Raw genomic sequence first — 12,177 nt, 5'->3', positions numbered from 1 at the left:
TCTCTCCGCTCAAAAATCGCTGTCGAGGCCGTCTTGCACCTGCTCGGCCGCGCGCAGCACGGCGCGCGCCTTGTTCTCGGTTTCCTGCCATTCGGATTCGGGCACCGAGTCGGCGACGATGCCCGCCGCCGCTTGCACGTACAGATTGCCGTTGTGGATGAGTCCCGTGCGGATGGCGATCGCCAGATCCATTTCGCCCGTGAACGAGAGGTAGCCCACGGCGCCGCCGTATAGGCCGCGCTTGACCGGTTCGAGTTCGTCGATCAATTCCATCGCCCGCACCTTCGGCGCGCCGGACAGCGTGCCCGCCGGGAAGGTGGCGCGCAGCACGTCGAAGTTCGTCATGCCGGGCTTGAGCTTGCCTTCGACCGAGCTGACGATATGCTGCACGTGTGAGTATTTTTCGATGACCATCTTGTCGGTCACGGCAACCGAGCCGGTTTGCGCGATGCGGCCGACGTCGTTTCGCGCGAGGTCGATCAGCATGACGTGTTCGGCGATTTCCTTCGGGTCGTTCAGCAGCTCGGTGGCCAGCTCGGCATCGCGCTCGGGCGTATTGCCGCGCGGACGGGTGCCGGCGAGCGGCCGAATCGTGACGATGCGATCCTCGCCGCGCTTTTCCTGGCGCACGAGAATTTCGGGCGATGCGCCCACCACATGGAAGTCGCCGAAGTTGTAGTAATACATGTACGGCGACGGATTGAGCGAGCGCAGCGCTCGGTACAGCGAAAGCGGGTTGTCCCGATACGGCTTGGTCAAGCGCTGGCCGACTTGCACCTGCATGAGTTCGCCCGCGGCGATGTATTCCTTCGCGCGGCGCACGGCATTGAGGTAATCCTCGCGCGCGAACTCTCGATAGATCTCGGTGCGTACGCTCGGCGAGGTGACGGGCGGCTGCACGGTCGTGCGCAGACGCTGACGCAGCTCGCGCAGCCGCTGCTTGGCGCGCGCATAAGCTTCGGGCGCTTGCGGATCGGCATAGACGATCAGATAGAGCTTGCCGGCGAGGTTGTCGATGACCGCCACTTCCTCGGTCAGCACCAACTGGATGTCGGGCAGGCCGAGATCGTCGGGCGGTGCGCTACCGGCCAGCTTCTTTTCGATATAGCGCACGGCGTCGTAGCCGAAGTAGCCCGCCAACCCACCGCAAAAACGCGGCAGTCCGGCCCGCTGAGCCACCTTGAAGCGCGCCTGGAACTGTTGGATGAACTCGAACGGATCGCCTTCGTGCGTTTCGACGACTTGGCCGTCGCGCACCACTTCGTTGACCCCGCCTTTCGTCCGAACGAGCGTGCGAGCCGGCAGGCCGATGAACGAATAGCGGCCGAAGCGCTCGCCGCCGACGACGGATTCGAGCAAGAACGAGTTCGCGCCGCCGCGCTCGGGCTGCGCGAGCTTCAGGTATAGGGAAAGCGGCGTCTCCAGATCGGCGAGCGCTTCGGCGATCAGCGGAATGCGATTGAAACCCTCGTTGGCGAGAGACTGAAATTCGAGTTCGGTCATGTTCCGATCCTGTTCGAACGGCCGACGCATACGTTGCTCGTCGATGAGCGAAGTAGACGTGCGGCGAGCCGTGGACGTACTTGCGCAGCGACGGTCGAAACCGTGCATGCGATTGTCTTGACGATACGGCGAATAGTGCGCGAATGCGCGGCGAAATCAAAAAACGGCGCTGAAGACGAACTTCAGCGAACCTCGAACGAGGTTAGCGCGACGAGCGACGCCAGGGCCAGGCTCCCCGGTCGGTACTGCTCGGACTCCGTTTTTTGTTCAGAAACATGAGTTGAAGGACGGTTAAGTCGACGATTGATCGGTTGCGCCGGAGCCGGGCGGAGCATTCGCGATGAACCTCGCGGCTTCGAGCAACGTGGCGACTATACCATCCGAATTTATCGTTTGTATAGCTCTGCCGTGGTTGTAGCCGTAGGGGACCGTCAGCGTGGCCATTCCCGCGGCGCGGCCGGCGAGCGCATCGTTTTCCGAATCGCCGATCGCCACCGCGTCGCTAGGCGCGACGCCCAATGCGTCGCAGGCCGCGAGCATCGGCTGCGGATCCGGCTTTTTGCGCTTGACGCTGTCGCCGCCGAGCACCACCGAGAAGTAGCGCGCCAGCGCGTATTGCTCGAGCAGCGCGACGGCGAAGCGGTGCGGCTTGTTGGTCACGCAAGCCAGCTTGATGCCGGCCCGCGAGAGTGCGGCAAGGCCCGGTTCGACGTCGGGGTAAAGCCGCGTGTGGCGACCGTTGATGTCGGCATAGTGCGCTTGGTAGCGCTCCAGCGCCGTGGCGAAGCGCGCCTCGGTTTCATCTGCGGAAAACCGCGCCCCGAGCACGCTGCGAACCAGATGCTCGGAGCCCTTTCCGACATAGCCGACCACTTCGTCGCGCGCGATCGGCTGCGCGCCCAGTTCGGCCAGCATGCCGTTCAGGCTCGCCGTGAAATCGTCGGCGGTATCGACCATCGTGCCGTCCAGATCGACGATGGCGGCCCGCAATCGCGGAACGGCCGCGCCTGCGGCGCCTGGCGCGGCGGCGTCTTGTTTGTCGGCGGCGTTCATGCGCCGGCGCTACCGGCACAGGCGGCGAGTTCGCGGCGCATGTCGTCGATAACGGCGCGATAGTCGGGCTTGCCGAAGATGGCCGAGCCGGCCACGAACGTGTCGGCACCCGCTTGCGCGATTTGCGCGATGTTCTCGACCTTCACGCCGCCGTCGACTTCGAGGTGAATGCTGCGGCCCGTGCGCGCCTGGTAGGCGTCGATCCGGGCGCGGGCCTCGCGCAGCTTGTTCAGTGCTTCGGGAATGAACGATTGCCCGCCGAACCCGGGATTCACCGACATGATGAGGATCAGGTCGACGCGATCCATCACGTGATCCAGGTAATTGAGCGGCGTGGCGGGATTGAATACCAGGCCCGCTTTGCAACCGTGATCGCGGATCAGCGACAGCGTGCGGTCGACATGCTCGGACGCTTCGGGGTGGAAGCTGATGAGGTTCGCGCCGGCCTTGGCGAAATCGGGCACGATGCGATCGACCGGGCGTACCATCAGGTGAACGTCGATGGGGGCTTGCACGTGCGGACGGATCGCTTCGCACACGAGCGGTCCGATCGTGAGATTCGGCACGTAATGGTTGTCCATCACGTCGAAGTGAATCCAATCGGCGCCGGCGTCGATGACGGTGCGGACTTCTTCGCCGAGCCTTGCGAAGTCGGCGGAGAGGATGCTGGGTGCGATGCGAAATTGCGTCATGGCGTCAGAAACGAGATGGCCGGAGAATGACCGGAGGATGGCCGAAAGGCGGAAAACCCGTATTTTACCAAGTCGAGCGGCATCGCTTCGCGGCGAGCCGCGGCGGTTGCGGCAAGGGGCGGCATCGAGCAGAATGCGAAACCGGTACGCTGGCCGCGGCGGCGTCGGCGGCCAGCCGAGCATCGTGCGGCAAGCGGCCGGGCTGCCCCGGTTCGATCCCGGTTCGATCCCGCTGCCCCGAGCCCGGCGCTGCGATTCTTAAGAGAATGAAATCACGATGAGCCAGTACGAATTCAGCGTGTCGGCGCAGACGCGCTACTTGCCCGAGCAGTCCGATCCCGAGCACCGGCAGTATGCATTCGCCTACACGCTGACGATCCGCAACACCGGGCAGGTGGCCGCGCAGTTGATCGCGCGCCATTGGATCATCACCGATAGCGAGAACCACGTGCAGGAAGTGAAGGGCCTTGGCGTAATCGGACAGCAGCCGCTCCTGCAGCCGGGAGAACAATTCGAGTACACCAGCTGGGCCGTGCTCGAAACGCCGATCGGCACGATGCGCGGCGCTTACTTTTGCGTGGCCGACGATGGCGAGCGATTCGAGGCGCCGGTGCCGGAATTCGCGCTGCATATGCCGCGCACGCTGCATTGAAGAACGAATCTCGTATGCGCATTCATTCGTCCTTCCTCGGCCGCGCGTCCGCGCTGGCGGCGGCCGTCCTGCTCGCCGCCTGCGGAGGCGGCGCTATCGTGCGGCCGGCGGCGCCTCCATCGAGCGGGATACCCGCTGTTTCGGGCGCGCTTGCGCCGGGACGGCTCACCCCCGTTGCATGGCAACAGGTGCCGGGCTGGGAAGACGATTCGTTGATCGGCGCGGCGGCCGCGCTGCGCGAGAATTGCCTGCGAGTGGCGCAGCAGGCCAATTGGCGGCGCGCTTGTGCGGCAGCGTCGCAGCTCGACGATCTCGACCCGACCGCCACGCGCTCGTTCTTCGAGACGTATTTCACCCCATTCCAGCTCGCCAACGCCGACGGTTCGGTCGACGGCCTTGTCACCGGCTACTACGAACCGCTGCTGCACGGTGCGCGCACGCGCCGCGGGCCCTATCAATATCCGCTCTATCGTTGGCCGTCCGGCTATCGTCCCGGTACGTCGCTGCCGCCGCGGGCGGAACTCGAGCGTTCGGGTGTGCTGCAGGGCAACGAGTTGGTTTGGGTCGACGATCCGATCGAGGCGTTCTTTTTGCAGGTGCAGGGCTCCGGGCGCATCGTGCTCGACGACGGTGGCGTCATGCGCGTTGGGTTCGGCGGAACGAACAACCAGCCTTACCGCTCCATTGGACGATGGCTGCTCGATCATGGCGAGATCACCCCCGCCCAGGCGACGATGCAAGGCATCAAGGCTTGGGCGCGAGCGAACCCGTCGCGCGTAACGAGCTTGCTCGACACAAACCCGCGCTTTGTGTTTTTCCGCGACATGTCGGCGTCGCAGTCCGCATCGGCTGGCGGAGACGGGCCGATCGGCGCGTTGGGCGTGCCGCTCACGCCTGAGCGCTCGATCGCGGTCGATCCTGCCTCGATCCCGCTCGGCACGCCGGTGTTCTTGTCGACGACACGGCCGTTTACCAATACGCCGATGGACCGGCTCGTGTTCGCCCAGGACACGGGTAGTGCGATTCGCGGCGGCGTTCGGGCCGATTATTTCTGGGGGCTCGGCGACGATGCCGGCGACTTGGCCGGCAAGATGAAACAAGCCGGCCGGATGTGGTTGCTGCTGCCTAACTCGTGACGTCGGTGTCGGCCTCGTCGCCTTCGTCGCTTCCCATGCGGCGTTAGGCCGAGGTTAGGCCGATCGTTTATCGACGACGCGCTTGGCTTTGCCGACCGATCGCTCGATGCCGTTCACCGGCACGACGTTCACCACCGCCGTGACCCCGATCAGCGCTTTGATATCGTAGGCGAGTGCGGCTTTTGCCGCCGCGAGCGTCGTGTTGTCGGCTCGCGTGTCCGGGCAGGGCTCGACATTCAGGGTCATCACGTCGAGCGGGCCTTCCTTGGTGAGGACGATTTGATAGTGCGGCGCCAGCGCGGGCTGTTTGAGCAGCAGTTCTTCGATTTGCGTGGGGAAGACGTTGACGCCGCGCACGATCATCATGTCGTCCGATCGCCCCGTGATTTTTTCCATCCGACGCATCGTTCGTGCGCTACCCGGCAGCAAGCGCGTAAGATCGCGCGTCCGGTAGCGGATGATCGGCAGCGCCTCCTTGGACAGCGACGTAAACACGAGTTCGCCGAATTCCCCGTCGGGCAGTACCTCTCCCGTGACGGGATCGATGATTTCGGGGTAGAAATGATCTTCCCAAATCGTCGGGCCGTCTTTAGTCTCGACGCATTCGCACGCGACGCCTGGGCCCATGACCTCGGACAGCCCGTAGATGTCGACAGCATCGATCCCCATGCGGGCTTCGATCGCCCGGCGCATGTCGTTCGTCCAGGGTTCCGCGCCGAAGATGCCGATTCGCAGCGAGGTCTTGGCCGGATCGATACCCTGGCGCTCGAGTTCATCCGCGATCGACAGCATGTAGCTCGGCGTGACCATGATGATGTCGGGTTTGAAGTCTTGAATCAGCTGCACTTGCTTTTCGGTTTGGCCGCCACCGAACGGGATGACCGTGAGGCCCGCACGTTCCGCGCCGTAGTGGGCTCCTAGCCCGCCGGTGAAGAGTCCGTAGCCGTAGCTGATGTGGACCTTGTCGCCGCGGCGCGCGCCCGCCGCGCGCACCGAGCGCGCGACGAGGTTGGCCCACGTGTCGATGTCGCGCGCGGTATAGCCGACAACCGTCGGCTTACCCGTCGTGCCCGAGGAGGCGTGGATACGCGAGATCCTTTCTTGCGGCACGGCGAACATCCCGAACGGGTAGTTGTCGCGCAAATCGTTTTTCGTCGTGAACGGGAAACGCGAGATATCCGCTAGCGTCTCGAGGTCTTCGGGGCGCACACCCGCTTCGTCGAACTTGCGCCGATAGACGACGGAGTTGTCGTAGGCGTGTTTGAGCGTCCATTTCAGCCGTTCGAGCTGCAGGGCGGCGAGTTCGTCTCGGCTCGCGGTCTCGATCGGATCGAGCGGCAGCGCGGTATTCATCGCATGTCTCCTGTTTCATATAAAAAAACTGCCGGCGGGCATGCGTGGACGCTGTCCGTCGCGTACGACTCATGGCGGTTTCGCGAGGCGCCGCTCGGGCCGGCGGGTGCAGAGCCCGTGCAGTTGCCGCGTTACGCGGGCGGAATCACGTGGCCCTTGATGTGTGCGGACTTGCCGCGAAACATCGCGACCGTTTCGCCCGCGCCATTAGTCATGCGAATGTCGTAGATCCCGGTGCGCCCGCTGACGGTTTGCTCGATGGCCTCCGCGGTAAGGACGTCGCCGCCGTGCACGGGGCGCAGGAATTCGATCGAGCAACCCGACGCCACCGTATTGACGTTATACGAGTTGCAGGCGAAAGCGAAGGTGGAATCGGCGAGTGTGAAGATGAGTCCGCCGTGACAAATGCCGTGTCCGTTGAGGAAGTCGGCGCGCACGGTGGCGTGCATGCGCGCGTAGCCTGCCCGCACGTCGTCGAGCACGAACCCCAGCGCGCGGCTGCACGCGTCGGCTTCGTACATGGCGCGACCGACCGCACGGGCGAGTTCGTCGGGCGACATGGGGGGCGACGAAGCCTGCGTGCGCGTTGCTTGCGAATCGGGCGCGGACATATCAGCGGCCCTCGAAGCGCGGCGCGCGCTTTTGGACAAACGCTTGCACGCCTTCCGCGTAGTCGAACGACTGGCCGAGTTCGCGCTGCAAATCGCGTTCGAGATCGAGTTGCCGATCCAACGTGTTCGTCGTGCTCGCGCGCATGGCGCGTTTAATCGCGGCGATGGCGCGCGTCGGCTGCTGAGCTAATTGAGCGGCGAGTTTCTGCGCGCTGCCGAGGAGTTCGGCGTCGTCCACGACTTGCCAGATCAATCCCCATCGTTCCGCTTGCTCGGCGCCGATCTTGTCGCCTGTGATCGCAAGGCCCAGCGCGCGCGCCATGCCGATGCGTTGCGGCAGGAACGCCGTACCGCCCGAATCGGGAACGAGGCCGATCTTGACGAACGATTGAGCGAAGCTGCTCGAACGCGCGGCGATCGCGATATCGCAGGCGAGGGCGAGGTTCGCGCCTGCGCCTGCCGCAATGCCGTTCACGGCGGCGATGACAGGCAGAGGCAACGACTGGAGGCGGCGCACGAGCGGATTGAAGTGTTCGTCGATCAGCGCACCGAGGTCGGTCATGTTGCCCGGCTCGAAATTGAGATCGGCGAGATCCTGGCCGGCACAAAACCCGCGCCCGGCGCCCGTCAACACGATGGCGCGCATGCCGGCGCCGACGGCTTCGTCCAGCGCGGCGCTCAATTCCTTGTGCATTGCGCGGGTGAAGCTGTTTAGTTTCTCGGGACGGTTCAGGGTCACCGTCGCAACGTGCGCGGTCGCGTCGATTTCGACGCCAATCGCTTCGTATTGCATCGCTCGTCTCCTTGCCTCTCCAACGCAGTTGCCTATGAACGCCGGTGCGCAGCCGGCGTGGAATGCGCCGGTCGCGCCTTGTCGCCTTGTCGGTTACACGCGCTCGATCGCGAGCGCAATGCCTTGACCTACGCCGATACACATCGTGCACAGCGCATAGCGCCCGCCGATCCGCTCCAATTGGTGCAGTGCGGTGGTGATGAGCCGCGCGCCCGAAGCGCCGAGTGGATGACCCAGCGCGATCGCACCGCCGTTCGGATTGACACGGGGATCGTCATCTGCGATGCCGAGCATGCGCAAGACCGCGAGGCCCTGCGAGGCGAAGGCCTCGTTGAGTTCGATGACATCGAACTGCGCGAGCGACATCTCGAGGCGCTGAAGCAGCTTTTGCGTGGCGGGAGCCGGCCCGATGCCCATGATGCGCGGCTCGACGCCGGCCGTCGCCATGCCGAGCACGCGCGCGCGCCGACGCAGGCCATACTGGGAGGCGGCCGCTTCGTTGGCGAGCAAGAGCGCGCACGCCCCGTCATTGACGCCCGATGCATTGCCGGCCGTGACCGTTCCGTCTGGGCGAACGACGCCCTTGAGCTTGGCCAGAGACTCGAGCGAGGTTTCACGCGGATGCTCGTCGCGCGTCACGATCAAGGGCTCGCCTTTCTTCTGCGCAATCTCGACGGGGACAATTTCTTGTGCGAGCGTGCCGTCTTGTTGGGCGCGCGCCGCCTTTTGCTGGCTGCGCAGCGCGAAAGCATCTTGGTCCGCCCGGCTCACCGAGAACTGCGCAGCGACGTTTTCGGCGGTCTCAGGCATCGAATCGATGCCGTACTGCGCTTTCAGGCGGGCATTGACGAAGCGCCAGCCGATCGTCGTATCGAAGATGTCGGCCTGGCGAGAAAATGCGCTCGCTGCCTTGCCCATCACGAACGGCGCGCGCGTCATGCTTTCGACGCCGCCCGCGATCATCAAGCGTGCTTCGTCGGCTTTCAACGCGCGTGCCGCGGAGCCGACGGCGTCCATGCCGGAGCCGCACAGCCGGTTGATCGTCGAGCCGGGCGCATGGACGGGTAACCCGGCCAACAGCGCAGCCATGCGGGCAACGTTGCGATTGTCTTCGCCGGCTTGATTCGCGCATCCGTAGATGAGGTCGTCCAGCGCGTTCCAATCCACGCCCGGATTGCGCTCGATGAGCGCCTTGATGGGAACGGCGGCGAGATCGTCGGCGCGAACGTCTTTCAGTGCGCCGCCGTAGCGGCCGATCGGGGTGCGAATGGCATCGCAAATGTAGGCATCGGTCATTGGATGGCTTCCACTGAACGGGGCCCCGTCACCGCGACGGGGCCGATCGATTTGATTCGACTCGATATTAGGGGAGCCGGCGTACCGGCTCCATTCGTCCGATCGGACTATGCCGTTCGGACGACTTCCGCCGACGACTCGCGCGGCGCAACATGAACCCGGCTTTGAACGACGCGGAAACGGTTGGCCACGAACGCGGCGTCCGCCAAGGCGGCGTTCGCGGCCGGGTTGGCCCCCGTGCCGTGGAAGTCGGAAAACGCGGCCGACTGATTCACGAACACGCCGCCGGTCAGATTGATCGAAAGCGCGACGCCGCCGTCGATCGCCGCTTCCTGCGCTGCTTCGATCGTCGCTTCGTCGGTGCTGTAGACCGATAGGGTGAGGGCGCCGTGATTCGCGGCGAGCGACGCGGCTAGCTCGAGCGATTGCCGGGTCGAGTCGGTGGCGATCACGAACGAGATCGGGCCGAACCATTCCGCGCCGAACTTCGCCGAATCGTTCGCCGCGTCCAGTTGCAACACGAGCGGAGTGCGCACGCGTGCTTGCGGGAATGCGGGATGTTCGAGCGTTTGGCTATCCGCGAGCACGCGGCCGAGCGAGCGCGCTTCATCGATCCGAAGCGCGACGCCTTCGTTCTGGATCGCGCCGAGCAGTTCGACAGCACGCGCCGGATCGGCCACGAGCTTTTGCACGGCGCCGGCGATCGCCTGGGCGACTTCGTCGAAGCTGGCATGGCCTTCGGCTGTGCGAATGCCATCGCGCGGGATATAGATGTTCTGCGGTGCCGTGCACATTTGGCCCGAGTACAGCGCGAGCGAAAAGGCGATGTTGCGCACGGCAGCCTTCAGGTCGTCCACGGAATCGACAACGATTTGGTTGACGCCGGCCTTTTCGGTGAACACTTGTGCTTGATGCGCGTTGCGCTCGAGCCAGGTGCCGTTCTGCGTGCTGCCCGTGAAGTCGATTAGTTTGATTTCCGGGCGCAGCGCGAGATCTTGCACGATCGAGCCGTCGTTCGGTTCCGTTGCGAGTAGGGTGACGACGTTCGGATCGAACCCCGCCTCGCGCAACACGTCGCGCGCGATTCGGACCGTGATGGCGAGCGGCAAGATTGCGCCCGGGTGCGGCTTGACGATCACCGCGTTACCGGTTGCGAGATCCGCGAACAGGCCGGGATAGCCGTTCCAGGTGGGGAACGTGCAGCAGCCGAGAACGAGGCCGATGCCGCGCGGTACCACCGTATAGCGCTTTTGCATGGCCAGCGGCGGGTTCTTGCCCTGGGGCTTTTCCCAGTGGGCATTGGCCGGGATGCGGCGCAGCTCGTCCCAGGCATAGGCGATGGCCTCGAGCGCACGATCTTGCGCGTGAGGGCCGCCTGCTTGGAATGCCATCATGAATGCTTGGCCGGTGGTGTGCATCACGCTGTACGCGATCTCGAAGCTCGCGCGATTGAGCCGCTTCAGAATTTCGAGGCTTACGCCGACCCAGGCCTCTCGCCCGGCTTTGCGCCAGCTTCGTTCGGCGGCTGCAGCCGCGCCGAGCAGGGCATCGACGTTTGCTTTCGGATAACGAATCCCGAGCGCAAAGCCGAACGGCGATTGCTCCGCGCCGACCCATTCGCCGGTGCTCGGTTGATCGAGCGAGAATTCGCGATCGAGATGCGCCTTGAAGGCTGCTTCACCGTCCGCGTTGCCGGTTTCCCCGTACACTTTGGGGCTTGGCATTTCCGGGAATGGGCTCCAGTAACCGCGCGAGCCGATGGCGTCGAGCGCGTTCTTGAGCGTGTCTTCGTGCTTCGCAAATAGAGGATGGGTCATAGCGAGACAGGGGGCAGGCCAGACGTTGGTAGGAGCAGGCCGGGTAATAAAAGAATCGTATCAATTAACCGACCGACCGGTTGGTTGGCGAATGTTAGCATTGTTTCCAGGCGGGCGCGAAAGCTTTTCTCGTCCGATCCACATCTAAGACTAGGAGGATGCATGAGCTACGAAAACATTCTGGTGGAGACGCGCGGGCGCGTCGGCCTCGTCACGTTGAACCGGCCGAAGGCGTTGAACGCACTCAACGATGCGCTGATGGATGAACTCGGCGCGGCGCTTACGGCGTTCGATGCGGACGAAAACATCGGCGCGATCGTCGTGACCGGCAGCGAAAAGGCGTTCGCGGCGGGGGCCGACATCGGCATGATGGCCACCTATACCTATATGGACGTCTACAAAGGCGACTACATCACGCGCAATTGGGAGACCGTGCGCGCGATTCGCAAGCCGGTCATCGCGGCGGTGGCGGGGTTCGCACTGGGCGGCGGCTGTGAGTTGGCCATGATGTGCGACATCGTCATCGCAGCCGACACGGCGAAGTTCGGGCAGCCCGAAATCAAGCTCGGCGTGATGCCGGGTGCGGGCGGCACGCAGCGGTTGCCGCGCGCCGTATCGAAGGCGAAGGCGATGGACTTGTGCTTGACCGCGCGTTTCATGGATGCCGCGGAGGCGGAGCGGGCGGGGCTCGTGTCGCGCGTCGTGCCGGCGGCGTCGCTCCTCGACGAAGCGTTGGGCGCCGCCGCAACGATCGCCGAGTTTCCTTTGCCGGCAGTGATGATGGTGAAGGAGTCCGTGAACGCCGCATACGAAACGACGCTGGCCGAAGGCATTCGTTTCGAGCGCCGACTGTTCCATTCGTTGTTCGCGACGGAGGATCAAAAGGAGGGGATGGCCGCGTTCCTCGAGAAGCGCAAGCCGGTGTTCAAGCACCGCTGAAACGGTTCATTGAAATAACGCTTGCACTGCGTATAGAAGCCGCCTAGAATGCGCCCTCTCGTTCAGTCAGTGCGACTGGGCGAAGGGAAGCGGGGCCTTGTGGAGTGCGGTTTTTCGCGAGGTCTTCGTCGACGGTTCGATAGCTAGCAGAAGCCAAGCGACGCAAAAAAACTGTTGACGAGATGCAAAAGGTTCTGCATAATCTCGTTTCTCTGCTGCTGACGCAGCAACGCAAGACGGGCGGTGCTAGAGGGGAAGTTGCTCTGGTGCTGCTGGCGGTTAAGCGACGCGATCTTTAAAAATTTACAGCCGATAAGTGTGGGCGCTTGATG

General features: G+C 64.1%; 12 protein-coding genes. 3 read left to right on the top strand and 9 right to left on the bottom strand.

All coding sequences use genetic code 11. From position 1 onward, the window contains the following. Positions 1-9: 9 nt before the first annotated feature. From trpE to rpe, 3 genes are all read right to left on the bottom strand, one after another. Entirely contained in the window at positions 10-1,503 is a 1,494-nt protein-coding gene (gene trpE, locus ACTHN9_RS05835) for an anthranilate synthase component I (protein ID WP_440535806.1), read from the bottom strand. 291 nt (positions 1,504-1,794) lie between these two features. Beyond that, positions 1,795-2,556, bottom strand: coding sequence for a phosphoglycolate phosphatase (locus tag ACTHN9_RS05830; protein ID WP_440535805.1), 762 nt, complete (start codon positions 2,554-2,556; stop codon positions 1,795-1,797). Then, positions 2,553-3,248, bottom strand: coding sequence for a ribulose-phosphate 3-epimerase (rpe, locus tag ACTHN9_RS05825; protein ID WP_440535804.1), 696 nt, complete (start codon positions 3,246-3,248; stop codon positions 2,553-2,555). The genes ACTHN9_RS05830 and rpe overlap by 4 nt, the downstream gene beginning before the upstream one ends. Positions 3,249-3,525: 277 nt before the next feature. On the opposite strand from rpe, the gene apaG reads away from it, so the two are divergent. Further along, positions 3,526-3,900: a Co2+/Mg2+ efflux protein ApaG gene (apaG, locus tag ACTHN9_RS05820; protein WP_440535803.1), complete on the top strand. Its 375-nt coding sequence runs from the start codon at positions 3,526-3,528 to the stop codon at positions 3,898-3,900. Between the two features lie 14 nt (positions 3,901-3,914). Further along, positions 3,915-5,036: a murein transglycosylase A gene (gene mltA, locus ACTHN9_RS05815; protein ID WP_440535802.1), complete on the top strand. Its 1,122-nt coding sequence runs from the start codon at positions 3,915-3,917 to the stop codon at positions 5,034-5,036. A gap of 54 nt (positions 5,037-5,090) precedes the next feature. Here the strand turns inward: mltA and paaK are convergent, their stop codons facing one another. The 5 genes from paaK to paaN form a co-directional block, all read right to left on the bottom strand. Further along, entirely contained in the window at positions 5,091-6,389 is a 1,299-nt protein-coding gene (gene paaK / locus ACTHN9_RS05810; RefSeq protein ID WP_440535801.1) for a phenylacetate--CoA ligase PaaK, read from the bottom strand. Positions 6,390-6,520: 131 nt separating this feature from the next. Further along, entirely contained in the window at positions 6,521-7,000 is a 480-nt protein-coding gene (gene paaI, locus ACTHN9_RS05805) for a hydroxyphenylacetyl-CoA thioesterase PaaI (RefSeq protein WP_440535800.1), read from the bottom strand. Position 7,001: 1 nt separating this feature from the next. After that, positions 7,002-7,793 (bottom strand): 2-(1,2-epoxy-1,2-dihydrophenyl)acetyl-CoA isomerase PaaG, encoded by a 792-nt coding sequence (gene paaG / locus ACTHN9_RS05800; RefSeq protein ID WP_440535799.1) that lies wholly within the window; start codon positions 7,791-7,793, stop codon positions 7,002-7,004. Between the two features lie 93 nt (positions 7,794-7,886). Further along, positions 7,887-9,089, bottom strand: a complete 1,203-nt coding sequence (gene pcaF, locus ACTHN9_RS05795; protein WP_440535798.1) for a 3-oxoadipyl-CoA thiolase — start codon at positions 9,087-9,089, stop codon at positions 7,887-7,889. 107 nt (positions 9,090-9,196) lie between these two features. Beyond that, positions 9,197-10,906, bottom strand: coding sequence for a phenylacetic acid degradation protein PaaN (gene paaN / locus ACTHN9_RS05790; RefSeq protein ID WP_440535797.1), 1,710 nt, complete (start codon positions 10,904-10,906; stop codon positions 9,197-9,199). A gap of 162 nt (positions 10,907-11,068) precedes the next feature. On the opposite strand from paaN, the gene ACTHN9_RS05785 reads away from it, so the two are divergent. Next, entirely contained in the window at positions 11,069-11,845 is a 777-nt protein-coding gene (locus tag ACTHN9_RS05785) for an enoyl-CoA hydratase (protein ID WP_440535796.1), read from the top strand. Between the two features lie 143 nt (positions 11,846-11,988). Here the strand turns inward: ACTHN9_RS05785 and ACTHN9_RS05780 are convergent. Continuing rightward, positions 11,989-12,177 (bottom strand): hypothetical protein (locus ACTHN9_RS05780; RefSeq protein ID WP_440535795.1); only part of this gene is annotated, 189 nt, incomplete at its 5' end.

Source organism: Trinickia sp. (genome assembly GCF_051953405.1).
Taxonomy (GTDB): Bacteria; Pseudomonadota; Gammaproteobacteria; order Burkholderiales; family Burkholderiaceae; genus Trinickia.
Note: the sequence above shows the minus strand (reverse complement) of the source record. Positions and strands in the feature narration are given on the sequence as shown.